The following is a 25,633-nucleotide window of genomic DNA, read 5'->3' as shown; positions in this document are numbered from 1 at the left end:
AACGTGCGCAACTGTGGAAGCTTGGAAATCGCCTGCACTTAGCGCTGGATGTTGCCTCGCACGAGCACGTCCACAATCTCGTCCAAAGCCACAGAGCCCACCACCTGGCAGCACTGCACCCTGTAGCCGCGGATCAACTGCATCGAGCAACGGCCAATTATCAAAGACAATGGCTCGATACAAAATTTGATACGTTCTGACAAATACTCACTTCCTCGCCGTGCCGTTAGTCGGGTCAGCGTCGCGAACGTCCCTGATCATAAAATTTATAAATTCGTTCACTGCCGGCAAACTGCGGGCGGTCGGTGCATACCAGATTCCGCTGGAGAACCCCCATATTTTCTGCACAAAGGCTATCTGCACAAGACCGTTGTCCATTGCCTGCTGCAAGAGCTGCTTTGGCATGCTCATGAGGTAGTCACCCTGATGTAACATGGCCAGTGCTGTGGTCCAGTAGTCGGACTGCAGGCATATATCGATTGGCGGTAATCCATGCTGAAGAAAGAAGTGGTTGTACTGTTTGATTTGATCCAGGGATTGCATAAATAATACCCAGCGATAGCGCGATACTTCTTCTGCACTAACCGTTGCCTGGTGCGCCAATGGATGGTTACGTCTGGCAACTACAATCAAGTCTACATCAATCATGTGGATGTATTTGAGTTCGTCAGACAGTTGTTCGTCAACCTCCTGGGTTCCCAGTGCCAGGTCCAGCTCCCCGGAGGCAAGCTTGGGTAACAGGACTGACATCGACCCCGACTCCAGCTTGACGCTGAGTTTGGGAAAGCGCTGATACAGCTGCGACAAAATATCCGGCAAATAGTTGAGCGCCCATACCGGGCCTGACCCAATATTCAGGCTTGCGGTGGCGCCGCTCTGCAGCGCTGAAACTTCCTCGTGAGCGTAGCGGTACTCCATCTCCATCCGCTTGACCCGGTGTAGCAGCGCCTCGCCAAAAGGCGTAAGAAGCATGCCTCTGGGGAGACGTTCGAACAGTGGCACACCGAACTCTTCCTCCACCTTTTTGATGTTCTTGGTCAAGGCCGGCTGGCTCAGATGCAACAGCTGGCTGGCGGCGGTCAGGTTCTTTTGCTCCGCGACGACCCGGAACTGATGCAGGAACTTGTTCATGATCTGACATAACCTAATGGAATCGATTTTGGATAAATAGATATTATATTCTATACCTCGTTGCGTCTAGCATCAGTCTCAAGGTCACTTTGAACCACCTATTTGAAATGGGTAAATATTATGAAAGTTGTATTTGTTCTATTTGATTCGCTGGTCCGAAAAGCACTTGGATGCTACGGCAGCAGCGACATTAAAACGCCGAATTTTGACCGTTTTTCCGAGAAAGGCGTCGTCTTTGATACTCACTATGTCGGCAGCCTTCCCTGTATGCCTGCACGGCGCGATATTCACTCGGGTCGCCTCAACTTCATGCATCGCAGCTGGGGACCGCTGGAACCCTTCGACAACTCCTTCGTGCAGATGTTGAAGGAAAAAGGCATTTACAGTCATCTGATTACCGATCATCAGCATTATTTTGAAGAAGGGGGCTGGCGTTATCCGCAGGCCTTCGATACCTGGGACTTTATTCGCGGGCAGGAAAACGATCCATGGAAAGCAATGGTGCAGCCGCCACTGGAGCGCTTCAAGGAAATCTACGACACACGCCATTACCCGCCGACGTCTAAAAAGCGCATGCAGCATGCCATTAACCGCGAATGGATGAAGGAGGAGAGTGATTTTCCAACGGCCCGCTGTTTTGCCTCCGCGTTCGAGTTCCTTGATGTCAACCGTGAGGCGGATGACTGGCTACTCTGGCTTGAGTGCTTTGATCCCCATGAGCCTTTCCATGCTCCGGAGCGCTTTCGGCAGCAATACAGTACCGGCTATGAGGGCAAGGTTTTAAATTGGCCAATTTATGAAAAGGTAAACAACACGCCGGATGAAATCGCTGAGATTCAGTCAAACTATGCCGCACTGGTGAGTATGTGCGACGAGTATTTCGGCCGTTTGCTGGATTATTTCGACGAGCATAACCTCTGGGAAGACACCATGCTGGTCATGTCAACCGATCATGGTTTCCTGCTGTCGGAGCATGACTGGTGGGGCAAGAACAGGCAGCCATACTACGAGGAAATCGCCCATATCCCGATGATCATAGCTCATCCGCAGTTTCGGGAGCAGGCCGGCACGAGGCGCCAGGGGCTGACCCAAACGCCGGACCTGATGCCGACCCTGCTGGATGCATTTGGTATTGAGCCGCCGGCGGAAACCCGCGCCAAATCAGTACTGCCGATGCTAAAAAAAGATCAACAGCTGCGGGATGCCATCATTCTTGGCATGTTTGGAGGCCCTATCTGTGTCACGGATGGCCGATACACCTATTACCGTTATCCGGACAATATCAACACCAGCGAGAACCTCTTCGAGTACACGCTGATGCCGGTCCATATGATGAACGCCTTCAAGCCGGAGGAGCTTGACGACATGGAGTTGGTGAAACCCTTTGATTTCACAAAGGATGTTCGCTTGCTCAAAATCCGCGCCCGGAGCAACGCCGAGCGTCCACCGGGCCAGGATGGTACGGGATTTGGGGATCTGGGGACCCGCCTCTACGACGTACTGGAGGATCCGCAGCAGCTGAAGCCCGATTACGGCGACAATGCGATTACCCAGCGGCTGGTACGCAGTTTGGTAAAAATTCTTGCCGAGCATGACGCACCAGCGGAACTTTACAGTCGCTTTGATCTGACAGCCCCTGAGGGTGTCAGGGCGAAGTAGTAACCTGTGGCCTGGCATTTCTCTGAAGCTTTTCAGGCCGGCATGGGCAATAGTCGATTCTTTGTGTACTGTCTCGGCAGGAGCAAGGGGTAAAGTTAAACTGCTATTAAAATCAATGGGTTGGCAGGCATTATAGATCTTGCAATCCTGTGAATACACCGATTAACCCGTAAAGCACAAACGATAAAAACAACAGGAGTAGAACCGATGTTCAAATCACTCAAAAAAGCGATGGCCGTGGCATTAATTGCGCTTTGTCCGCTGGTGGCTAAAGCCGAGTACCCAGAACGGACAATCAACCTGGTGTACCCTTGGGGCCCGGGCTTGACCATGTCCATCAGTCAGATCCTGGCAGAAGCCATGTCTGACGAGCTGGGTGTTGCAATGCCGGTCATTTCAACCCCGGGCGCCGCTGGCACCAAGGGGTTCCTGACGGCAATGAACCGCCCGGCCGACGGCTATACCTTGATCGACGGTTATGTGGCACCACTGGTGTTGCAGCCGCTGCTGGGCAACGCTGACTGGACCTTCAAGGATTTCACTCCACTGCACTCGGCCTTCTCTAATCCTTTTGCTATCGCCATCCGCAAGGATAACGATCGCTGGGCCAGCTTCGAGGAATTGATGGCCTATGCCAAGGAGCATCCTGGCGATCTGCGCTATTCGTCCGGCTCCCGCAACAATTTGCCCCATATGGTAATAGCGAAGACGCTGCAGGGCTTTGGCGCCGTCGCGCAGAACATTCCGTACAATGCGGACGCCGATGCCATGTCTGACTTGCGCTCTGGTGTGCTCGACTTCGCGTTTATCAATGTTGCCGAATACCAGACAAAGCCGGATGCCTACAAGGTCCTGATCGTGCTGTCGGACCTCGAAGGAGCAAAGGAAAGCTTCAATGGCGCGCCGAGCATAGCGGACCTTGCGATAGATCTGGGCTTGAGCGGCCTGGCGCCCATGGGCTGGAACTGGTGGCTGGTGCATTCGGATACCCCACCGGAGCGGGTAGCAGTGTTGCGCAAAGCAATGGCTACTGCGATGGCTCGTGACGACGTCCAGCAGGCAATCAAGCGGCTCGGCTTTGTACCGCTCAAGTGGGATTGGGACCAGTACGACGAAGTGGTCGCGCAGGTACAAGGCCAGCTCACCGAGATGGGAAATGCACTCAAGTGGGAAGAGGAACAGCTCTCCAAGCTCAAGTAATCGGATAGTTATCAAAGGACGATCATAATGGCCATTCAACCGACGTTAAGACTTGCAGAGTGGTGCACCGTCGCTCTGTTTGTGGGTTTGATCCTGCTGGTATTCCAGCAGATCGCGACCGACATGGCCGCCCAGGGGATCGCCTCGGGCGGTCCCTACGATAATGGTGCAGCCTATCCGCAAGGCGTGGCTATCATTCTGGGCGTTCTGGTGCTGGTGCAGGCAGGGCTTCTTGTTGCCGGCCGCAAGGTTGCAAGCGAAACGACAAGCTGGGGCGAGCTTGTTCGTCCTGCAGCCCTTATTGCACTCTTTGCGCTCTATCTCGGGATGCTTGGCTGGCTTGGTTACCACATTGCGACACCGTTGATGCTGGCCGGGGTGATGTTGCTCTGTGGTTTGCGACGGCCGGTTGCCATCATTCTGCCGACCCTGGGCGTTTCTTTTGGCCTGGCCTGGATCTTCGAGGCCTGGCTCAAGATCGTGCTACCGGGTGGCATCTTTCATCTGAATATTGCGTGGTAATACCATGATTCAAGCTCTGATGTCTGGCCTCGACCTCATGTGGACGCCGCTTTCCCTAGGCCTGACGGTGCTGGGTGTTGTGTTTGGTCTCATCGTCGGCGCCTTGCCGGGCCTGGGCCCCCTGATGGGGATCGTCCTGATGTTACCGGTCGCCATTACCCTGCCGCCGGTTGCGGCCATGGGTTTTCTGATTGCCATCGCTGTGGGTGGCTCCTGTGGCGGCTCGATTTCGGCTATCCTGCTGCGCATTCCGGGCACGCCGCTGGCCGCGGCAACCCTGCTTGATGGCTATCCGATGGCGCAGAACGGCCGTGCGGCCGACGCAACCGGTATAGCGATATCAGCTTCCGCCCTGGGCGGGCTCTTCGGCGGTATTGTACTGATTTTTTTCTCGCCGCTGCTGGCGTCTTTCGCGTCGCAATTCGCGCCGCCGGAGTACACCATGCTCGCCCTGACCGGTCTGATTGCCATAGCGGTAGTGTCGGAAGGCTCGCTGCTCAAGGGGCTGATCGTCGGTGCCATGGGGCTGCTGATCGCGACTATAGGTACGGATGAGTTCTCGACAGGCTACCGCTTCACCTTCGGTTCCTACGATATGCTCAATGGCTTCCATATAGTGGCAATCGTTGTCGGGGTGTTTGCGATATCGGAAATGACCATGCAGGTTGCATCAGGCGGCCTCAACGACCGGCCGGCTGTGGGTGCTGTGCGCCCGAGCTTTCGCACCTTTCTGCTTACTCTCAAGCACTGGGTAAACCTGATCCGCTCGTCGGCGATCGGCGCTTTTTTCGGCGCCTTACCCGGGGCCGGAGGCACCATTTCATCCTTTGCCGCCTATGCTGCCGCATCGGCAGTGGCCAAGCCTGAAGAGGGCTATGGCAAGGGGGCTGAAGGCGGGGTGGTGGCAACCGAAAGCGCCAACAATGCCACGGTTGGGGGCTCGCTGGTGCCGTCACTTGCGCTGGGTGTGCCGGGCGACGCCTCGTCAGCGGTACTGATCGGAGCCCTGCTGATTCTCGGCTTTTTCCCGGGGCCACAGATGTTCCAGCAACAGCCCGAAATCGTCGGCGGTGTTTTCCTGGTCTATCTCTTCTCGAATGTTGCCTTGCTGTTCGTCGGGATTCTGGCGACCCCTGTTTTCGTCTGGGTACTGCGGCTCAAGAAAAGCTATCTGATACCGGTCGTGTTGTTGCTCTGCGCCATCGGTACCTTTGCGCTGCAGGCATCGGTGTTTGACCTTTGGGTCATGCTGGGTTTCGGGCTGCTTGGTATCCTTTTGCGTCTAGGCAACTATCCGCTGGCGCCACTGGTGATCGGTGCCATCCTGGGGCCGTTGCTGGAAAATAACCTGCGCCGATCCCTGCTTATATCGCGCGAGGGGTTCTGGATATTCCTTGATCGTCCGGTGGCAGCGACCCTGGTGGCCGCCAATGTTCTGCTGATTCTGGGTGCACTCTGGATGGGGTATCGCCGGCGCCAGCTCAAGAAAAAAATGCAGGAACCCAATAATACGGCGACCAGGAGTGCCTAAACGCGGTTACCTGAAGCTTGCGCGACTGGCCGAACGCTCGAGTACTGGAACTGGTACCAGCGCCTGTGGGACTACAGCTGGGAACACATGATCGATCACCGCCACGGCGCCTGGTTCCGCCTGCTGGACGCCAGCAACCAGCGCTATGACGACATCAAGAGCCCGCCCGGCGGCAAGTGCGACTACCACACCATGGGGGCCTGTCACGAGGTACTGCGCTGTAGCACGCAGGAAGGCTGAATCCGCCCTGGTTTTTTTGTTGCAGACATGGCCAATCAAGGCTACGCCCGCCACAGCTTCTCGCGTATCGTAGAGTGCTGTCTGGCGGGTGTTTCAGCTTGGAAAAGGATGTAGACCATGCAGCAAAAGCTTCTGTACCGTATCAGCCCCATCCTGTTCGCGATTACCGCCTACGCCGCCAGTCTTAACCTTTTCTTCGTGCTGCTGCCCATACGCATGAGCGACCAGGGCATCGCCACCTCGGACATCGGCGTGGCGATGAGTATGTATGCCGCCGGCGCCGTGCTGGCGGGCCTGTTTGCCTCCCGCGCGGTGCACCGGGTCGGGCATATCCGGGCCTTCGCCAGCATGGCCGCGACCCTGGCCATTATCGCGGTAGCCCACAGCTATCTCACCAACATCTGGCTCACCGGGCTGCTGCGCCTGCTGGCCGGCTTCAGTTTCGTCACCGGCTTCATCACGCTGGAAAGCTGGCTCAACGTACTGAGCGACAGCACCAATCGCGGCAAGATTTTCAGCATCTACCAGATCTGCATCGCCCTGGGATTCGGCAGCGCCCCCTTCCTGCTGAACCTGTCGGTCGACAGCGACCCGCGCCTGTTTGGCATCATCAGCATCTTCCTGTGCATCTCGCTGATCATCATGTCCATGAGTCGCATCCCGGTGCCGGAAGCCACCACCCGGGCCCGGCCGATGTCGCTGAAAAAACTGTGGAAGTACTCGCCGTCCGGCACCCTGTCGAGCTTCTGCGCAGGCCTCATCAGCTCCGCCAGCGTATCGCTGATATCCCTGTACGCCTACGAGCGCGGCTTTACCGGCGTCTGGCTGTCCCTGATTCTGGGTTCCTACCAGCTCGGCGGCCTGCTGACCCAGTACCCCACCGGCTGGCTCGCCGACCGTTTTGACAAGCGCTCGGTCGCATCCGGCCTGATGACCCTGGGCATCACCAGCAACCTGCTGATCGTGTTTGACTACTTTGTCGGCCTGCCCACCGGGCTGCTGGTGCTGGTATTCCTGGCCTCCGGCGGTTCCGGCGTGGCCCTGTTCCCGCTGGCGGTCACCCAGGTGTTCGATCACATCGACCTGAAAGACGCCATGCCAGCCACCAGCACCCTGCAGATTATCCTGGGCGTTGGCGGAGTTATCGGCCCCATTACGGCGGGCTTCCTGATGAGTACCTTCGAGAGCATCTGGCTCTACTACTACCTGATCGTGATCCACGCCGCGGTAATCGTGTTCCTGCTGGTGCGCAAGCTCTTTATACGCACAGAGAGGCTGAGCGCGAGCGCACCCTACCGCGTGACCACCCAGCCCACCTCGCTGGGCTCATCCAAGCTGGATCCGGGGATGGACTACAGCCTGGCGCAGATAGACGAACCGGCCCTCAAGCTGCTGCTGGTTGCCCTTCGCCAGCAACCCAGGGACCCCGCAGAACTGATGCGCCTCACGCTGGACTGCACCGACCTGCAACCGAGCGATGTCGCCACCAAGATGGTACTGGCACTGCCCAAGCAGTCGGGTCATTTGATGCAGCTGCTGGTAGAGCTCTACCCCGAACAGCGGCTCGACATTACCCGTTCGCTGCATGAACTGTTCGCACTGCACAAGGAACGCATCAACAGCCTGATCGAAGCGGGCCTGGTCGCCGGCGCCAGCGAGGAAGAGGCGCAGGCCGTGCGCGCCATTATCGAAGGACATCGGGAACAGACAAAAGAAGAGCCGCCGGCGATTTGATACGTCCGGCGACCCAAAGGAGACATGAAGGAAAGACACGGCTGAGCTGACAGCTCAGCCAAAGCAGCACCTGAGGCCGGCAGCGCCGGCCTCAGACGAATTAGCGACTAGAATTTGACCCAGCCGGACTGGTTATCCGCCGACTCTACACAGCACTCCAGCAGGCGAACGCCATCGATACCGGAATCGATATCCGGGTACCAGAGGTCGGGCTGCGCTTCACCGCGACTGGCGGCGTCCATCGCCGTACCGAAGCGGTGGTAGAGGTTGGCCCAGGACTCAAAGAAGCCCTCGGCATGACCGCCACCGATACGATTGCAGCTTACCGCAGTCGAATCGTTGTGCAGGTATCCCATGCCACGCTCCAGTATGCGTACAGGCTCACCCTGCACTTCATAGCGCAGCTGGTTGGGCTGCTCGTCCCACCACTCCAGGCTCGCCTTCTCGCCGACAATGCGGATTTTCTGCTGGTGCATGGAGCCGGCATTCACCGCACTGGCCCACAGGGTACCTACAGCGCCGCCTTCAAACTGCAGCATGACATGGGCATTGTCCTCGAGCGGTGCCCGCGTCTCGATAAAACTTTGACGGTGGCAGCACAGCCTGTCGACCGCCAGGCCTGTAATCATCTGGGCCGCATAGAAAATGTGCGTACCCAGATCACCCAGCACATAGGTCGGACCCGAGACTTCCGGGTTCATGCGCCAGCGGGCGCCCGGGCTGTGCTGTTCCACCGCCTGGTTGTGAAAGCCGTGGGCAAACTGCATGTTAACCACCCGTACGGCACCAATATCACCGCGGCGCACCATTTCACGCGCCTGATGCAGCATCTGGAAGCCGGAATAGCCGTACATGACACCAAAGACAAGATTACGTGCCTGTGCGCACTGCTTCAGGTCTTCAGCCTCGGTCACGCTGAAAGTCACCGGTTTTTCACAGATAACATGCAGGCCCGCCGCCAGCGCCGCCCGGCTGATGGCATAGTGGCTGCAATTAGGGGTCGCGATGGAAACAGCCTGGATGCCGTCTTCACGCTGCGCCTCGGCGGCAAACATCTGGGTGTAATCCGCGTAGCAGCGCTGCGGATCAACGCCGAGACTCGTACCAAAGTCCTGGCAGCGCTGGGGGTCAAGATCAAAGGCGCCCGCTGTCAGCTGGAACAGGTTATCGCGCTGCGCCGCAGCGCGGTGTGCATAACCAATTTCACTGCCGCGCCCACCGCCGACCATTGCCCAGCGAATGGGCTGGGAAAAACGTTTTTCTTCGTTAAACATGACTCAGAGCCCTCTCTTATATGCCTTGACGCTGGTATTTACGACCCAAACCAAAATCACTTACCGCCTTGGCGGTGCGCTCGTTGCGTGTCACTTCAGGCAAACCGACATCCCACCAGCAATCACAGGACGACCACTGGGTGGAATCGATATCAAGCACGATCACGTAGGTCCGGTCCGATGCTTTCGCCCGCGCATAGGCCGCATCGAAGTCGTCCATGCTGGCCACTTTTTCACTGCAGGCCCCCTGGGCCCGCGCATGCAGGACAAAATCGACCCTGGCCACTTCGGGCACGTTACGACGGCAGTCCTTCAGCAGGTTATTGAAGGACTCATTGCCCGTGTTGTTCTGCAGCTTGTTGATAACCGCATAGCCCCCGTTGTCGCACACCACAACGATCAGCTTGTGGCCGCTCAGCACGGAGCTGTAAATATCCGAGTTCATCATCATGTAGGAGCCATCACCCACCAGTACGACGACCTCGCCGTCCGGATTCGCCATCTTGGCGCCCCAGCCGCCCGCGATTTCATACCCCATGCAGGAGAAGCCAAACTCGATATCGAACTTGCCCAACTGCCTGGACTGCCAGTTCATGTTGAGCTCTGCCGGCAGCCCACCTGCCGCTGCAAGCACGGTATCACCGGGCTCCTGCAGGCGGTTTACCGCCGCAATGACCTGGGCATAGGATGCATCGGTTCCGGGTGTGACTTCGGCCCGCTGCGCGCACAGCGCCTTCCACTTTTTCGCCTCGTCAAACGCACTTTGCGCCCAGGCCTCATCTGCACGATAGTCACCCAGCAGGCCGCTCAGTCGGGTCATCCCGCTTCTGGCATCCGCAATCAGCGGCAGTGCAAAGTGCTTGGTAGCGTCAAACCGGGCAACATTGAGCGAAATAATCTTCAGATCAGGGTCACGAAACACGGACCAGGAGCCGGTAGTAAAGTCCTGCAGGCGCGTACCGACCGCCAGTACCACGTCGGCATGGCCGGCCAGATAGTTGGCTGAATTGGAGCCCGTTACACCGATAGGGCCGCCATTAAGACGATGGCTTTGCAGCAGCGTTGCACGACCGGCAATGGTTTCCACTACAGGAATATTGTGTGCTTCGGCCAGCTGCAACAGTGCATCGCAGGCATCGGAATAATGCACGCCACCACCACTGATGATCAGTGGCCGGCGGGCCGACTTCAGCATTTCAACCGCGGTTTCAAGCTCCACCTGCTCAGCTTCAGGCCGGCGGATGCGGTGTACGCGCTCGGCGAAAAACGCCTCGGGATAGTCATAGGCCAGTCCCTGGATATCCTGCGGCAAGCCAATGAAAACCGGGCCACAGGTGGCCGGGTCCAGCATGGTTTCGATCGCCTGGGGCAATGTTTGCAGCAGTTGCGCCGGGTGCACCACCCGATCCCAATAACGGGTCACAGCCTTGAAGGCGTCATTGACCGTGAGCGCGGGGTTATGAAAATGCTCCGTCTGCTGCAGCACCGGATCCGGCAAGCGGCTGACATGGGCATCACCTGCAAACATGAGCAGCGGCAAGCGATTAGTATGCGCAATGCCGGCCGCCGTGAGCATATTGGTCGCACCCGGACCTATGGACGCAGAGGCAATCCCGATGCGCTGGCGCTTGTTCGCCTTGGCATAGGCAATCGCCGCCGTCGCCATTGACTGCTCGTTCTGGCCGCGCCAGGTGGGAATCGTATCCTCAATGTTTTTCAGCTGCTGCCCAAGACAGGTCACATTGCCGTGACCAAAGATGGCAAATGAGCAACCAAACAGCGCAACGCGCTCTCCCTGCACTTCAATTTTCTGCGCCGACAGATAACGCGCAAGCGCTTCGGCCAAGGTCAAACGTACGGTTTCCATAGAGGCTTACCTTTTATTATTACGATATGCACCCGTGACTAGGTACTGCAGACGACAGTCGCCAGAACCCGCCCCCTTGGAAAGAACTATCAAGGAGCCTTGTTTTTTTTGCAAACGTTTTTATTAATTTTTCCCAAAAATCCTGAAATAGCAAAAAATAGCCGCCTTTTACGCCACATTTAGACATTTCAGGGTTGCAAAGGTGATAACGTTTTCATATAAAGGATGCAGACATAACGACCAACCTGATCACAGGAATAATAATCATGCAGCTTCGCCTGTCTAACGCCCCCTGCTCCTGGGGTATCGAGTTCGCTGACAATCCCAGCAATCCGAAGTGGAACCTGGTGCTCGATGAAATTGCCCAGGCCGGCTATAAAGCGACCGAGCTTGGTCCACTGAACTACTTCCCTACCGACGTGCAGCAGCTCAAGGCGGAACTGGCTCAGCGCGACCTGCAGCTCATCGCCGGTACCATCTTCAAGCACCTGCACGACCCGTCACGTCGACAGGAAATCCTTGATTACACCCACGCCACCTGCAAGGTCCTGCAGCCCCAGAACGCCAAGTACATGGTTGTTATCGACCATGTATCCTCACCGCGCACTGACCAGGCCGGCCAGATTCTGACCGCAGACCGCCTGCCACCAGAGCAGTGGCAGGGCATGATGCAAACCATCAATGAACTCTCGCGCATCTGCCAGGATGAGTACGGCATCATTCCCGTACTGCACCCGCACGCAGGCACCTATATCGAATACCGCGACGAAATCGATCGCGCCATGAATGATCTGGACGAGAGCATCGTCAAACTCTGTATCGACTCAGGCCACTGCACCTACGCCGGCATCAATCCGTCAGAGTTGATCCGAACCTATGCCGAGCGCGTCAAGTATCTGCACTTCAAGGACATCAACGGCAAGGTGCTGGAACAGGTCGTGGCCAAGGGTACCGACTTTTACACCGCCATCGGCCAGGGCGTCTTTTGCCCGCTCGGTCAGGGCTCTGTCGATTTCCAGCAGCTGCGCCAGACACTGATCGACCTGGCCTTTGATGGCTGGGTCACGGTGGAGCAGGACGTCGACCCCGCCGCGCTGAATAACAGCTCGCTGGAAAACGCACGCCAGAGCCTGTCATTTATCCAGGATACAGTGCTGCGCGGCTGAGTCGCGCGACACAAGCAGCGAATGACCCAGGGACGCACAGCAACGCTCAATGCGTGCTGTGCTCCAGGACAAGCATGCCGCTGACGAATGCTTTGCAAGGGCACCTGTAGCCCGAAAACCAATAAATATAAGCAGATAGAACCGCCCCCTCCGGGACGGAATTCAGGAGAAAGTCATGATCAACGCAAAAAAAATAATCAAGCACAGCCTTCTCGCGACCCTGATCGGTACCTCCTCACTGGCAATGGCTGCAGAACCACTGAAAGTCGGCGTTGCCATTTCCGTATTTGACGATAATTTTCTCACGGCGCTGCGCACCGGCATGCAGACCTATGCCGATGACATAAATGTGGAGCTTCAGGTTGAAGATGCCAAAGCCGAAGTGGGTAACCAGCTCAATCAGATTCAGAACTTTATCGCCTCTGGCGTCGATGCCATCATTGTCAACCCGGTGGATACCGACGCCACCATTTCCATGAGCGATGACGCCGCGGCCGCGGGCATTCCCCTGGTGTATGTCAACCGTCAGCCCATCAATGTCGATATGCTGCCGGACAACCAGGCCTTCGTTGCCTCCAATGAAGAAGACTCCGGCACCCTGCAAACGCAGGAAGTCTGCCGCCTGCTGGGTGGCAAGGGCAAGGTCGTGGTCATGATGGGCGAGCTGTCCAACCAGGCGGCGATTCAGCGCACCAAGGATATTCACGATGTCATCGCCACCCCGGAATGCGCAGGCCTGGAAGTGGTCGCCGAGCAGACCGCCAAATGGTCCCGCACCGAAGGCAGCGACCTGATGACCAACTGGATCTCGGCGGGTATCGAATTTGATGCCGTTATCGCCAACAACGACGAAATGGCCATCGGCGCCGTTCAGGCACTCAAGGCAACGGGCCGAACCATGGACTCAGTCGTGATCGCCGGCATTGATGCCACCCCCGATGCACTGGCCGCCATCAGGGCGGGCGAGATCGATGTGACTGTATTCCAGGATGCCGCCGGACAGGGCAAAGGCGCTGTGGACACCGCTATCAAGCTGGTCAACGGTGAAAAAATAGAGCAGAAGGTATGGGTACCGTTTGAGCTGGTGACCCCCGCCAACTTTGAAAAGTACATGCGCTAACAGAGCCCACTACCCTTAGGGACTGTTGACGCTGGCGGCCAGGCTGCGCCGCAACGATCAGCAGCTCCCTCACGCTCAATAAAACAGGAGGGGGTGCGTCATGGTTAACGCATCACAGCTGGAAGCAGTGTCACCAAGGGGCGCAACTCCCCAGGTGAAACCGTACGAATACGTGCTTGAGGTCGTCAATGCGCGCAAGGAGTTCCCCGGCGTCGTCGCGCTGGATAATGTCTCGTTGCGCGTGCGCCCTGGCACCGTACATGCCCTGATGGGCGAAAACGGTGCCGGCAAGTCGACCCTGATGAAGATCATCGCCGGCATCTACCACCCCGACGCCGGCGAGATCCGGCTGCGCGGTGAAGCCGTCCACCTGGCCACGCCCCTGGCGGCCCAGGAAGCCGGCATTGCCATGATTCACCAGGAGCTGTTACTGATGAATTCCATGACGGTGGCGGAAAACATCTGGATTCGCCGCGAACCGCGCAATGCCTTCGGGTTGGTGAATCACGCCCGGATGCACCAGATGACCACCGAATTGTTTGACCGACTTAATATCCATCTGGACCCGGATGCCGAGGTGAGCGAACTCTCGGTGGCCAACCGCCAGATGGTGGAGATCGCCAAGGCGGTGTCCTTCAATTCCGATGTCCTGATCATGGACGAGCCCACCTCGGCCATCACCGAAAAGGAAGTGGCGCACCTGTTCGAGATTATTCGCGGCCTGCGCGAACAGGGCATCGGCATCGTCTACATCACCCACAAGATGAACGAGCTGTTCGAGATCGCCGACGAGTTTTCGGTGTTTCGCGACGGCCATTACATCGCCACCCACCCCTCTTCGGACGTGACCCGCGACGACATCATCCAGATGATGGTCGGCCGCGAGATCACCCAGATGTTCCCCAAGGAAGAGGTGGAACTGGGCGATCTGGTGCTGTCGGTGCAGAACCTCAGCCTGGAAGGCATATTTGAGAATATCTCCTTCGACCTGCGCGCCGGCGAAATTCTCGGCTTTGCCGGCCTGGTGGGCTCGGGCCGCTCCAACGTGGCAGAAACCCTGTTCGGCGTCACGCCCGCCACCTCCGGCAGCATCGAGATTGATGGCCAGGCGGTGTCAATCAAGACCTCCCACGATGCCATCAAGCTGGGCATGGCCTTTCTGACGGAAGACCGCAAGGAAACGGGCTGCTTCCTGCCGCTGGATATCCAGGAAAACGCCCAGATGGCGGTCATCCATGATGACTTTGTGAAATATGGCTTCGTGCAGGAAGCCCGGCTCGAAAAAGCCTGCCTGGAAATCAGCCAGAAGTTGCGCGTAAAGACACCGAACATGCATGAGTGCATCGAGAACCTGTCCGGCGGCAACCAGCAGAAGGTCCTGATCGGGCGCTGGCTGCTGACCCACCCAAAAATTCTGATTCTTGATGAACCGACCCGCGGCATCGATGTGGGCGCCAAGTCGGAGATTCACAGCCTGATTACCCAGCTGGCCCACAAGGGCGTGGCGGTGATCATGATTTCGTCCGAGATGCCAGAGGTGCTCGGCATGAGTGACCGCGTTGTCGTCATGCATGAAGGCCATGTCACCGGCATCCTGGACCGTGCCGATGCCAACCAGGTCGCAGTCATGGATTTGGCTTCCCAATAAAAACTATCGCCATAGCCGGAATTTAAAGAGGTAGATATGACAACGCACACTGCAACTGCGCCCGTGGCGCCAACACCAGCACAAAAGAAACGCCTTCCCCAGGAATTCAGCATTCTGCTGGTGCTGTTCGGTATCGCCGCCTTCTTTGAAGTGCTCGGCTGGTTCCTCGTCGGCCAGAGCTTCCTGGGCAACATGAGCCGTCTGCAGATCATCATTCTGCAGGTCTCGGTTATCGGTATCATCGCCGTGGGCGTGACCCAGGTCATCATCACCGGCGGCATCGACCTGTCGTCCGGCTCCGTAGTGGCCATGAGCGCCATGGTCGCCGCCACCTTTGCCCAGGATGCCAACTGGCCGAAAATCATTCACCCGGCCCTGGTCGACCTGCCCTGGTTTATCCCGCTGATGGTCGGCCTCGCGGTTGGCGCCGCCGCCGGTTTCGTCAACGGCTGGCTCATCACCAAAACCAGGATTCCGCCCTTTATTGCCACCCTGGGCATGATGGTTTCCGCCCGCGGTGTGGCCCGCTGGTACACCGATGGCAGCCCGGTCTCCGGCTTCACCGAAAGCTTTGCCATGCTGGGTAACGGCATGGGCCGCTGGGCCCCGGTGGTCATCTTCCTGGTCGTGGCCGCCGTTTTCCATATCGTGATGCGCTACACCCGCTTCGGCAAGTTCACCTACGCCATCGGTGCCAACCCCCAGGCTGCCCGCGTATCCGGCATCAACATCGAGTCACACCTGATCAAGGTCTACATGATCGCCGGGCTCCTGGCAGGCCTGGCCGCCATGGTCGCCATCGCCCGCATCAAGACCGCCCAGGCCGGCATGGGGCTGATGTACGAACTGGATGCCATCGCCGCTGCCGTAATCGGCGGGGTCTCGCTGTCCGGTGGCCGCGGCCGCATCACCGGCACCGTGATCGGCGCACTGATCCTGGGTGTAATGCTCTCCGGCTTCACCTTCCTGCGTGTGGATGCCTACTACCAGGACATCATCAAGGGCGCGATTATCGTTGTGGCCGTGGTGGTCGACATCCACCGCCAGGGCAAGCGCAGCAAGAAAACCTGACGAGGCCTGCCACAGGCGCAGGCCATGACAAGGGGCTCCCAATCATCCATCGTGGTCGTCATGGACATGCACCATCAGAACAAGCGCAGTAAGAAAACCTGACGATCGGCGATCCCTGATTTCCAGTCAGACCTGTACGCGTCGATACACCGCGAGCGCCCACCCAGGCACAGCAACAGTGTCGCAACACTGTTGCTGTGCCATATACCATTTCATTGCCAGCCCCCGTATAGTCAATCAACGCAACGGACTGCATGACCGGCACCAAAATCCGTACAATCATGACTGCGGATACGTAACGTGCCTCAATACAGCCCCCAAATTGCCAGGACAGTATTTTTGAGCAGTTCAAGCCAAACAGCCGACAAGCTCTCCCGCCCGGTTAACATTACCATTACCGAAGTCGCTGCCGAGGCAGAGGTTTCGATCTCGGCGGTCTCCAGGGCGTTTAACCCCAATGGCAGCTGCTCTGCGAAAACCCGTGCAAAAGTCTTCGCTGCGGCAGAAAAGCTGGGTTACAAACCCAACCGCCTGGCACGGGGACTGAAATCGAGCTCGAGCCTCATCGGCATTTTAATGACGGATTTCGAAAACCCCGCCTACCTGTCTATTCTCAGTGACCTGACCGCAACCATTCAGGAACACAACTGCCACAGCCTGCTGATCAACGTTGGACCGCAGAAAAGCGTCACCGAAGCCGTCGAACTGATCATGGAGTACCATGTGGACGGCCTGATCGTAACCAGCTCATCCCTGCCCGACGAACTGGTCAGTGCTTGCCAGAGACGCAACACCCCCGTGGTTATCTTCGGCCACCACTCACGCAATGCGCCGGCCACCATCGTGTCCTGCGACAATGTGGCTGGAGGCCGCATGGCGGCCGATGCGCTGCTCGATGCGGGCTATACCCGGCCGGCTTTTGTCGGTGCTACCACCAGCGCGCCCATCACCACCGACCGGCAGCGCGGCTTCATCACCCGACTGATCGAACGTGGCTGCACAGAATGGACCACCACAGAAGGCAACCAGCACAGCTACGACTCGGGCTATGAGGCGACCTGCAAGCTGTTCACCTCCCACGCAAAGCCCGACTCTGTTTTTTATCTCGATGACATCATGGCCTGTGGCGGCATGGATGCCATCCGATACGAATTTGGCCTCAAGGTACCCGAGGATATCGGGATTATTGGCGTCGACGATATTCGCCTCGCCGCCAGCCGGGCCTACGACCTGACCACTATTCGCCAGCCCTTTACCGATATGGTCAACACCGCCGTTACCGCACTGTTCGAGCATATCCAGGATGCTTCCATGGCCCCGCAGAACATCATCCTGCCCTGTACCCTGATCACCCGGGGCTCGACACGGGCCAGCATTGCCGGGGCCCAGACCGCTTAGGGGCCAGCCCAGAAGATCGGCGCTCCTGCAAGCGCCGACACTCGCCGACGTTTTTCAGCACTGCCCCGGACCACCGGAACGGCGGCCCGGCCTGCGTTCGCCTCGCAGCCACGGCTGCCATCAGGGTCGACATCCCAACAAGTAAAAACGTTTTCAACAAAAGCACGAATAAGGCCCTGTTTTTCGCGCTAGAGACTACAACAGGCTTGCATTTATGAAAATGTTTTCATTTAATAGCTGCAGACTAAATGTGTAATCGCGACTCGATCCGGCTCCCGTTTACAGCCTCGCTACAGCCAGGCACCGGCCCTGATCGCCAGGAATGATTGCCCCATAACAACAAATAACGGAGTTTCCCGGATGCTTACGATCGCGTTATTCGGTGCAGGCCGCATAGGCAGAATGCACGCCGCCAACATTGCCGCCCATCCGCACGCACGCCTGGCCTATGTGTTCGACGTCAACACCCAGGTCGCCCAGGACGTTGCCAGCCAGTATGGCGTCACAGCCATTGAAACGGTTGAGCAGGCCCTGGCGGACGACAAGGTTCAGGCCATCCTGATTGCTACTCCCACAGACACCCACGTCGATCTCATCATCCGGGCAGCCAAGGCAGGCAAAGCCATTCTGTGCGAAAAGCCGATCGATCTGGATATCAGCAAGGTTGACCGCTGCCTGGACGAAATAAAAGACTGTGACGTACCGATCCAGATGGGTTTTAACCGCCGTTTCGACCCCAGCCACAATGCGGTTGAGCGTGCGGTTAAAAGCGGTGAGATGGGCCAGCTTGAAAGCCTGATCATCACCAGCCGCGACCCTGGCCTGCCGCCGGCAGAATACCTGCAGCATTCGGGCGGCCTGTTCCGCGACATGATGATCCATGACTTCGACATGGCGCGTTACATCATGAAGGATACGCCCGTCTCGATCAGCGTTATGGGCGCTGTCCTGGTCGACAAGGAACTTAGCCGTTTCGGCGATGTGGATACCGCCATGGCCATCATCCAGTTTGCCTCGGGCGCACTGTGCCATATCAACTGCTCGCGCCGCGCGGTCTATGGCTATGACCAGCGCATCGAGGCCTTTGGCTCGGCGGGCATGATTCTGTCCAACAACCAGACTCCCACCTCGGTTACACGCCATACCGCAAGCGCTACCGCTGCCCGTGAGCCGTTGCAGGACTTCTTTATCACCCGCTACCAGGATTCGTACAGGCTGCAGCTCGATGCCTTTATCGCCGCCGTGATTGAGGGCAAGCCGGTGTCACCGTCGTTTCAGGATGGCAGGCTTGCGCTGCTCATGGCCAATGCGGCCCAGCAGTCCCTGGAAACAGGACAGATCGTCAAACTGTAACGCGCGTCTATTCTCAGCCGTGCGGGCCCGGCCAGTGGCCGCACAGCCCCGCGCGCTGACCCGCTATCCGTTTGAGCGCCGCGGCCTCAAACACACAGGAGAAATCTAGATGACCAGCAACCCAGTCATGGGAAAACTCGGACGCCGCCTGCGCCTGGGTGTTATTGGTGGCGGCCCGGGCTCCTTTATCGGCAGCGTCCATCGGGGCGCAGCCGTGCTTGAGGAAATGTACGAAGTGGTCGCCGGGGTACTCTCATCCGACCCCGAGCGTTCGCTGTCGGCGGCCAACGAGCTGGGCATTGCCCGCGCCTACAGCAGCGCGGAGGAAATGTTCGCAACAGAAGCGGATCGCACCGACGGCATGGACATTGTCGCCATCATGACACCGAACAACAGCCACTACGCACTCGCCTGCCAGGCGCTGGAAGCCGGTTTTCATGTCATGTGTGAAAAACCCCTGACCAACGACCTGGACGAAGCCCTGGATCTGGTCAAACGGGTTCAAGCCTCGGATCGCCAGTTCTGCGTCGCCTACGGCTATACCGGCTACCCCATGGTACGCCAGGCCCGCGCCATGGTTGAGGCGGGCGAGCTGGGCGAGATCCGCATGGTTCAGTGTGAATATGTGCAGGGGCACCTGGCTGCCCTGACCGAGTCCGAACAGCGCGGGCAGAACTGGCACATGGACCCGGCCGTGGCCGGGCCTTCCCTCATCCTGGGTGATATTGCGACCCACTCCTACCACCTGGCGTCCTATGTCAGTGGCATGGAACCGGCGCAAATCAATGCGGATGTGACCACCGTTGTCCCGGGGCGCGACGCCCATGACTACGCCGGCATTCAGCTGCGCTATGCCAACAACGCCCGCGGCATGCTGTGGATAACCCAGGCCGCCGCCGGCGCCAGCCACGGTCTCTACCTGCGCATTTTCGGCAGCAAGGGCGGTCTCGAGTGGCACCAGGAACAGCCGAATGAGCTGCTGTATCGGCGCCTGGATGCCCCCGCGGTGACCTTTACCAAGGGTGGACCCGGCCTCTGCGAGGCGGCCAATCGCGTCACGCGCATTGCCATCGGTCATCCGGAAGGCTATCGCGAAGCCTTTGCCAATCTGTACTCCGACCTTGCCGAAGCCATCGTCGCCATCGAGACAGGCAGCACGCCTGAGCCGCTGTCGCTCTGGTACCCCAGTGTGCAGGACGGCGCCAGCGGCGTGCGCTTTGTACAGGCAGCCCTGCGCTCCAGTGACAATGGCGGTAGCTGGGAGCTCTGCGGCCCGGTCTGATCATCGATGAACAAGGCGACAAACAAGGTAAAGCCATGACTAATACACATAAAAAAAAGCCGCAAGACCTGCGCAGCAACCGCTGGTTTGGTCCTGACGATCTGCGCTCCTTTGGCCACCGCTCACGCGCCAAGCAAATGGGCTACTGGAGCGAGGAGTTTGTCGGCAAACCGGTCATTGGCATCGTCAATACCTGGAACGACCTTAATACCTGTCACTCGCATTTCCCCGAGCGCATCAAGGACATCAAGCGCGGCATCACCGCGGCCGGCGGCTTCCCGGTCGAGCTGCCCGCGCTCTCGCTCGGCGAGCAGCTGATGAAGCCCAGCGCCATGATGTATCGCAACCTGCTGGCCATGGAAGTCGAGGAAACCCTGCGCAGCTACCCCATCGACGGGGCCGTGGTCATGGGCGGATGCGACAAGACAACACCCGGCGTGCTGATGGGCGCCGCCTCGATGAATATTCCGACCATCTATGTCCCGGCCGGGCCCATGCTGCGTGGCAACTGGCGTGGAAAAACCCTGGGCAGCGGCACCGATGTCTGGAAATACTGGGATGAACGACGCATCGGCAATGTCAGCGATGAAACCTGGTCCGGCATTGAAGACGGCATTGCCCGCTCGCCCGGTACCTGCATGACCATGGGCACCGCCGCCACCCTGATGTCCATCGCCGAGGCGCTGGGCATGTGCCTGCCGGGAGCCTCCTGCATTCCCGCCGTCGACTCGAACCACAACCGCATGTGCTACGCCAGCGGTGCCCGGGCGGTGGAGATGGTATGGGAAGACCTGAAGCCGACCGATATCCTGACCGCCGAGGCTTTCGATAACGCCATTGCCGTCGATATGGCCATTGGTGGTTCCACCAACGCCATTATCCACCTGATTGCCTTGGCCAGGCGTGTCGGCGTGCCACTGGATCTGGAACATTTCGATCGCATCGCCGCCGGTATTCCGCTGCTGGCCTGCATCCAGCCTTCCGGCGAATACCTGATGGAAGATTTCTACTATGCCGGCGGCCTGCCTGCGCTGATGGCGCAGCTGCAATCACGCCTGCACCTGAACGTCATGACCGTGAATGGCAGCACCCTGAATGACAATATCAAGGATGCCGAAGTCTGGCGCCCGGAGGTGATCCGCTCACTGGATAACCCGGTGCAGGAAGCCGGCGGCACGGCGGTACTGCGCGGCACCCTCGCCCCCGGCGGTGCCATCATCAAGCCGACCGCCGCCGACCCGCGGCTGCTAAAGCACAGCGGCCCGGCGCTGGTGTTTGAAAGCATCGCCGACCTGAAAGCACGTATCGATGACGACGACCTCGACGTGACCGCCGATACCGTGCTGGTCATGAAAAACGGCGGTCCTGTTGGCGGCCCCGGCATGCCCGAATGGGGCATGCTGCCGATCCCTAAAAAACTGCTCGAACAGGGCGTGCGCGACCTGGTACGCATCTCGGATTCACGCATGAGCGGCACCAGCTACGGCGCCTGCATCCTGCATGTTTCACCGGAAGCTGCGGTGGGCGGCCCCCTGGCGCTGGTACAGACCGGCGACATTATTGAAGTCGATGTAAGCGCGCGCCGCCTCGACCTGATGGTGGATCCCGCCGAGCTTGAGCGCCGCCGCAGCGCCTGGAAGGCACCGACCCCACGCCATACCCATGGCTACGCCTCGCTTTACCGGGCCCATGTCACCCAGGCCGACCAGGGCTGTGACTTCGACTTTATGAACGGCGCTCCCGGCTCGACGCCTGAGCCTGACATCTACTGAGGAGCCCGCCATGAGCGCGATCACCTGCGTACTGGATGCCAGGGCACAGCTGGGGGAATCACCGGTCTGGTGTGCCCGCTCGCAAACCCTGTTCTGGGCGGACCTGCTGGCCCCGGCCATATACAGCCTTGAGCCTGCCAGTGGCGTCACCCGCCACTGGCCGATGCCCCAAACCCTGGGCTCCTTCGGCCTCTGTGAAAGCGGTGGTGCGGTGGTGGCTCTGCGCGGCGGGCTCTATCACTTTGATTTTGAAAACGGGCAGCTGCGTCTGCTCAATGTGCCGGCGGGAGAGCCCAATGCCCAGACCCGTTTCAATGATGGCAAGGTATCGCCGGACGGGCGTTTTTTTGTCGGCACCATGGATGAGCAGCAAAAAAGCCGACCCATAGGCGCGCTCTATCGACTGGACCCCGATGGCAGCAGCCACAGGGTACTGGACGAGCTGATCGTGTCCAACGGACTGGCATGGAGCCCCGACGGCCAAACCCTTTACCACGCCGACACCCGCGCGCACACCATCTGGGCCTGGGACTACAGCCCACTGGATGGCAGCCTCAGTCACAAGCGGCAACTGGTGCGTACCGACAGTGCCGTGCATGGCATGCCCGATGGCGGCGCAACCGATATGGAGGGCTATTACTGGAGCGCCGGTGTCTTTGCCGGCGTACTGAACCGCTGGTCCCCCGATGGCAGGCTCGACCGGCAGGTGGCAGTGCCATGCCCGACCCCGACCATGCCCTGCTTCGGCGGTCCGGACATGAAAACCCTGTATCTCACGTCCCTGAGCACCGGCCTGCAGGCCCAGGCATTGCAGGATTATCCGCAGGCGGGTGGCATCTTCGCCCTGCGTGTCGATGTACCCGGGGTACCCATCGCACAATTCGCCGGGGGCTAGCTCGCCCCGCCCCCGCCCCGCAAGGAGAAGCTCTATGCGCGCGAACCCACTGAGAACCATCTGGCAGTCCGGCGGCTGTGTCATTAACAGCTGGCTATCCCTGCCCAGCAGCTTTGCCGCCGAAACCATGGCGCACCAGGGCTGGGACAGCCTGACCATCGACCTGCAACACGGGGTTATCGACTACCAGAGCGCCGTGCAGATGCTCACGGCCATATCGACCACACAGACAGCGCCCATTGTGCGCGTGCCCTGGCTGGATCCCGGGTTCCTGATGAAAACCCTCGATGCCGGTGCCTATGCCGTTATCTGCCCGATGATCAATACCCGGGCAGATGCCGAACTGCTGGTCAGTGCCACCCGTTACCCGCCCCAGGGCACGCGCAGTTACGGGCCTATCCGGGCCTTTCTCTATGGCGGTGCAGATTACCCGGCACAGGCCAACGACACCATAGTGCGCTTCGCGATGATCGAAACCCTGGAGGCGCTGGAAAACCTGGATGACATTCTATCTGTCGAGGGCCTGGATGCGGTTTACATAGGCCCGGCGGACCTGTCCAGCGCTCTGGGCTGCAAGCCACAATTTGATCCGACCGAACCCGCAGTGGTGGATGCCATTGATCATATTCTGGCCCGCGCCCAGGCCCATGGCGTGATTGCTGGCATCCATAACGGTACGCCCGAATACGCGCAACAGATGATCGACAAGGGTTTCCGGTTTGTCACCATCGGCTCCGATGTGCGCATGCTGGCGGCGGGTTCCAAACAGATTCTCAAACACTTTAATCCGGCGGGCAACGACGCCCCTGCCGTTTATTAACCGCCGCCACGCAAACAGCAACCCTTCCTGCCGTACAGCCCAAAACAAGACCGACCTGGAGACCCGATATGAGCACTGAATACAGCCGCTATCCCAGCCTGCAAGACCGGACTGTCTTTATCACCGGCGGTGCGACCGGCATTGGCGCCTCTATGGTCGAGCACTTTGTCGCCCAGGGGTCCAAAGTCTGCTTTGTCGATATCGATCAGCAAGCTGCCAGCGAACTCTGTGCGCGGCTTGCAGGCACCGGCAGCCGGGATCCGCTGTTCATACCCTGTGACCTGACCGACATAGCCGCACTGCAACAGGCAATCGCGACGGCCAGTGAAACCCTGGGGCCCATCCGTGTGCTGGTCAACAATGCCGCACGGGATACCCGCTATGCGTTCAAGGATATAGACGTAGCCGCCTGGGATGCGATGCAGGCGGTGAATTTGCGCCATGTGTTTTTCGCCTGCCAGGCGGTACACGACGGCATGGCCGCCAGCGGCGGCGGTTCCATCATCAACTTCAGCTCGCCGAGCTTTATGCGCCGCTCGGCCAACATATCCCCCTACGCCACCGCCAAGGCCGGCACGATCGGCCTGACCCGCACCCTGTCCCGCGACCTGGGGCATGCGAATATCAGGGTCAATACGGTATTGCCCGGCTGGGTCATTACGCCACGCCAGAAAGACCTCTGGTGGGATGCCAAACTCGAGCAGGACGTTCTGGCCAATCAAAGCCTGCACCAGAAGCTGGAGCCGGACGATGTATCCCGCATGGTGCTGTTTCTCGCCGCCGACGACAGCAGGATGATCACGGCCCAAACCTATATCGTTGATGGCGGGCTGGTCTGACGTCGTAACACAGAAACTGTATCCAGCGGGTTTCTTTACAGGTTGCGAGCCGGCCTTATACTTAGGCCTTGCCGTTGCCAACCCACCCAATACGGATACCCAGAAGATGCGCACCCTGTATCCCGATCTTCCGACCTACGCCGAGCACCGTCTGCAGGTGGACCAGATCCACAATCTCTATGTGGAAGAGAGCGGCAGCCCGCAGGGCATTCCGGTGCTCTTCGTGCATGGCGGACCCGGTGGCGGCTGCAGCGCAACGCACCGGCGTTTCTTCGATCCGGCCAAGTACCGCATCATCCTGTTTGATCAGCGCGGTTGCGGTCGCTCGCGTCCCCACGCCTCCCTGAAATCCAACACCACCGCGCACCTGGTGGACGATATGGAGCGCATTCGCGTCCTGCTGGGAATCGATCGCTGGCTGCTGTTCGGCGGTTCCTGGGGCTCAACCCTCAGCCTGGTGTACGCCCAGAAGCATCCCGAACGGGTGTGCGGCCTGATCCTGCGGGGGATTTTCCTGTGCCGCGATCAGGATCTGCAGTGGTTTTATCAGCGCGGCGCCAATGCGCTGTTTCCCGACTACTGGGAGCATTTCGAGCAGCCCATACCGCTGTCCGAGCGCGGCGACATGCTGAACGCCTATCATCGCCGCCTGACCGCCGACAACGAAATTGCCCGCATGTCCGCCGCCAAGGCCTGGTCACTCTGGGAGGGGCGCTGCTCAACCCTGGACCCCAACAGCCAGGTGGTGGATCACTGCGCTGACCCCCATGTGGCATTGGCCATGGCCCGCATCGAATGCCACTACTTCGTTAACCAGGCCTTTCTGGAGCCGGACCAAATCCTGCGTGATGCCGCTGTTATTCGCGACATTCCCACTGTCATCGTGCAAGGACGCTACGATGTGGTCTGCCCCCCCGAACAGGCTCATGCACTGCACCAGGCCCTGCCCCAGGCCGAGCTGCACCTGGTGCGCGATGCCGGCCATTCGGCCTTCGAGCCCGGTATCATCAGCAACCTGGTGGAAGCCACCGACGACTTTGCCCGCAGCCTGGCTTGAAGAGCCGGCTCAAGGGGCAAGGGGCAAGGGGCAAGGGGCAAGGGGCAAGACAGT

General features: G+C 59.0%; 21 protein-coding genes. 18 read left to right on the top strand and 3 right to left on the bottom strand.

Annotated features, from left to right (window positions below; translation table 11 throughout):
- Nucleotides 1-207: 207 nt before the first annotated feature.
- Nucleotides 208-1,131, bottom strand: a complete 924-nt coding sequence (locus tag KDW95_RS18485; protein ID WP_255853253.1) for a LysR family transcriptional regulator — start codon at nucleotides 1,129-1,131, stop codon at nucleotides 208-210.
- 120 nt (nucleotides 1,132-1,251) lie between these two features.
- Between KDW95_RS18485 and KDW95_RS18480 the strand changes: the two genes are divergently transcribed.
- From KDW95_RS18480 to KDW95_RS18455, 6 genes are all read left to right on the top strand, one after another.
- Nucleotides 1,252-2,790, top strand: a complete 1,539-nt coding sequence (locus KDW95_RS18480) for a sulfatase (protein WP_255853252.1) — start codon at nucleotides 1,252-1,254, stop codon at nucleotides 2,788-2,790.
- A gap of 207 nt (nucleotides 2,791-2,997) precedes the next feature.
- Nucleotides 2,998-3,990, top strand: coding sequence for a Bug family tripartite tricarboxylate transporter substrate binding protein (locus KDW95_RS18475; protein ID WP_255853251.1), 993 nt, complete (start codon nucleotides 2,998-3,000; stop codon nucleotides 3,988-3,990).
- 27 nt (nucleotides 3,991-4,017) lie between these two features.
- Complete coding sequence (locus KDW95_RS18470; RefSeq protein ID WP_255853250.1) at nucleotides 4,018-4,512, top strand: tripartite tricarboxylate transporter TctB family protein; 495 nt, start codon at nucleotides 4,018-4,020, stop codon at nucleotides 4,510-4,512.
- 4 nt (nucleotides 4,513-4,516) lie between these two features.
- On the top strand, nucleotides 4,517-6,043 hold the full coding sequence (locus KDW95_RS18465) for a tripartite tricarboxylate transporter permease (RefSeq protein WP_255853249.1): 1,527 nt from the start codon (nucleotides 4,517-4,519) through the stop codon (nucleotides 6,041-6,043).
- Nucleotides 6,044-6,106: 63 nt separating this feature from the next.
- On the top strand, nucleotides 6,107-6,283 hold the full coding sequence (locus tag KDW95_RS18460; protein WP_370646701.1) for an AGE family epimerase/isomerase: 177 nt from the start codon (nucleotides 6,107-6,109) through the stop codon (nucleotides 6,281-6,283).
- A gap of 117 nt (nucleotides 6,284-6,400) precedes the next feature.
- Nucleotides 6,401-8,017, top strand: coding sequence for an MFS transporter (locus tag KDW95_RS18455; RefSeq protein ID WP_255853248.1), 1,617 nt, complete (start codon nucleotides 6,401-6,403; stop codon nucleotides 8,015-8,017).
- A gap of 107 nt (nucleotides 8,018-8,124) precedes the next feature.
- Here the strand turns inward: KDW95_RS18455 and KDW95_RS18450 are convergent, their stop codons facing one another.
- Both KDW95_RS18450 and iolD read right to left on the bottom strand, forming a co-directional pair.
- Nucleotides 8,125-9,291: a Gfo/Idh/MocA family protein gene (locus tag KDW95_RS18450; protein ID WP_255853247.1), complete on the bottom strand. Its 1,167-nt coding sequence runs from the start codon at nucleotides 9,289-9,291 to the stop codon at nucleotides 8,125-8,127.
- Between the two features lie 16 nt (nucleotides 9,292-9,307).
- The gene (iolD, locus tag KDW95_RS18445; RefSeq protein WP_255853246.1) at nucleotides 9,308-11,158 is read right to left on the bottom strand and encodes a 3D-(3,5/4)-trihydroxycyclohexane-1,2-dione acylhydrolase (decyclizing); all 1,851 of its coding nucleotides are present in this window, start codon (nucleotides 11,156-11,158) and stop codon (nucleotides 9,308-9,310) included.
- Nucleotides 11,159-11,424: 266 nt separating this feature from the next.
- Between iolD and KDW95_RS18440 the strand changes: the two genes are divergently transcribed.
- From KDW95_RS18440 to pip, 12 genes are all read left to right on the top strand, one after another.
- Entirely contained in the window at nucleotides 11,425-12,324 is a 900-nt protein-coding gene (locus KDW95_RS18440; RefSeq protein WP_255853245.1) for a sugar phosphate isomerase/epimerase family protein, read from the top strand.
- 175 nt (nucleotides 12,325-12,499) lie between these two features.
- Entirely contained in the window at nucleotides 12,500-13,444 is a 945-nt protein-coding gene (locus KDW95_RS18435) for a sugar ABC transporter substrate-binding protein (RefSeq protein WP_255853244.1), read from the top strand.
- A 100-nt stretch (nucleotides 13,445-13,544) separates the two neighbouring features.
- Entirely contained in the window at nucleotides 13,545-15,092 is a 1,548-nt protein-coding gene (locus KDW95_RS18430) for a sugar ABC transporter ATP-binding protein (protein WP_255853243.1), read from the top strand.
- Between the two features lie 36 nt (nucleotides 15,093-15,128).
- On the top strand, nucleotides 15,129-16,163 hold the full coding sequence (locus KDW95_RS18425; RefSeq protein ID WP_255853242.1) for an ABC transporter permease: 1,035 nt from the start codon (nucleotides 15,129-15,131) through the stop codon (nucleotides 16,161-16,163).
- A 339-nt stretch (nucleotides 16,164-16,502) separates the two neighbouring features.
- Nucleotides 16,503-17,561 (top strand): LacI family DNA-binding transcriptional regulator, encoded by a 1,059-nt coding sequence (locus KDW95_RS18420; protein ID WP_255853241.1) that lies wholly within the window; start codon nucleotides 16,503-16,505, stop codon nucleotides 17,559-17,561.
- Nucleotides 17,562-17,921: 360 nt separating this feature from the next.
- Nucleotides 17,922-18,914 (top strand): inositol 2-dehydrogenase, encoded by a 993-nt coding sequence (iolG, locus tag KDW95_RS18415; RefSeq protein WP_255853240.1) that lies wholly within the window; start codon nucleotides 17,922-17,924, stop codon nucleotides 18,912-18,914.
- A 109-nt stretch (nucleotides 18,915-19,023) separates the two neighbouring features.
- Nucleotides 19,024-20,196, top strand: a complete 1,173-nt coding sequence (locus tag KDW95_RS18410) for a Gfo/Idh/MocA family protein (RefSeq protein WP_255853239.1) — start codon at nucleotides 19,024-19,026, stop codon at nucleotides 20,194-20,196.
- 35 nt (nucleotides 20,197-20,231) lie between these two features.
- Nucleotides 20,232-21,968: an L-arabinonate dehydratase gene (gene araD / locus KDW95_RS18405; protein WP_255853238.1), complete on the top strand. Its 1,737-nt coding sequence runs from the start codon at nucleotides 20,232-20,234 to the stop codon at nucleotides 21,966-21,968.
- Nucleotides 21,969-21,978: 10 nt separating this feature from the next.
- Nucleotides 21,979-22,863 carry an SMP-30/gluconolactonase/LRE family protein gene (locus KDW95_RS18400; RefSeq protein WP_255853237.1) on the top strand — a complete coding sequence of 295 codons (885 nt, stop codon included), beginning with the start codon at nucleotides 21,979-21,981 and terminating at the stop codon, nucleotides 22,861-22,863.
- A 34-nt stretch (nucleotides 22,864-22,897) separates the two neighbouring features.
- On the top strand, nucleotides 22,898-23,683 hold the full coding sequence (locus KDW95_RS18395) for an HpcH/HpaI aldolase family protein (RefSeq protein ID WP_255853236.1): 786 nt from the start codon (nucleotides 22,898-22,900) through the stop codon (nucleotides 23,681-23,683).
- Between the two features lie 68 nt (nucleotides 23,684-23,751).
- On the top strand, nucleotides 23,752-24,522 hold the full coding sequence (locus KDW95_RS18390; protein ID WP_255853235.1) for an SDR family NAD(P)-dependent oxidoreductase: 771 nt from the start codon (nucleotides 23,752-23,754) through the stop codon (nucleotides 24,520-24,522).
- 106 nt (nucleotides 24,523-24,628) lie between these two features.
- Complete coding sequence (pip, locus tag KDW95_RS18385; RefSeq protein WP_255853234.1) at nucleotides 24,629-25,579, top strand: prolyl aminopeptidase; 951 nt, start codon at nucleotides 24,629-24,631, stop codon at nucleotides 25,577-25,579.
- Nucleotides 25,580-25,633: the final 54 nt, after the last annotated feature.

It is taken from the genome of Marinobacterium rhizophilum, from assembly GCF_024397915.1.
GTDB lineage: Bacteria > Pseudomonadota > Gammaproteobacteria > Pseudomonadales > Balneatricaceae > Marinobacterium_A > Marinobacterium_A rhizophilum_A.
Note: the sequence above shows the minus strand (reverse complement) of the source record. Positions and strands in the feature narration are given on the sequence as shown.